This window comes from Flavobacterium solisilvae, from assembly GCF_012911605.1.
In the GTDB taxonomy this organism is placed as follows: domain Bacteria; phylum Bacteroidota; class Bacteroidia; order Flavobacteriales; family Flavobacteriaceae; genus Flavobacterium; species Flavobacterium solisilvae.
The window spans coordinates 1-232 of sequence record NZ_JAAMPT010000024.1; the positions used below are offsets into that span (position 1 = coordinate 1).

The 232-nt window shown below is 33.2% G+C and carries 1 protein-coding gene; it reads right to left on the minus strand.

All coding sequences use genetic code 11. From position 1 onward, the window contains the following. Positions 1-232, minus strand: a 232-nt coding sequence (locus tag G6042_RS00110) for a transposase (protein ID WP_169522298.1), incomplete at both ends; no start/stop codon positions are given.

Below are 232 nucleotides of genomic sequence, written 5' to 3' on the forward strand. Positions count from 1 at the left end.
TAGCGATGGTTTCGCCTGCAATTAATTCGGCGTCTTTTAAAAAACTAACAAACAGTTTGAAGAGTTGTTTTAGTGCTTTGGGGTTGTCTTTTCTAAAGTCAGCAATACTGTGATAATTTGGACAAATAGCTTCTAAAAGCCATTGCAATTCAATATTGCGAAGACACTCTTTTTCTAATCGTCTCGAACTACGAATACCGTTTAAATAACCATACAAATAGATTTTTAAAAA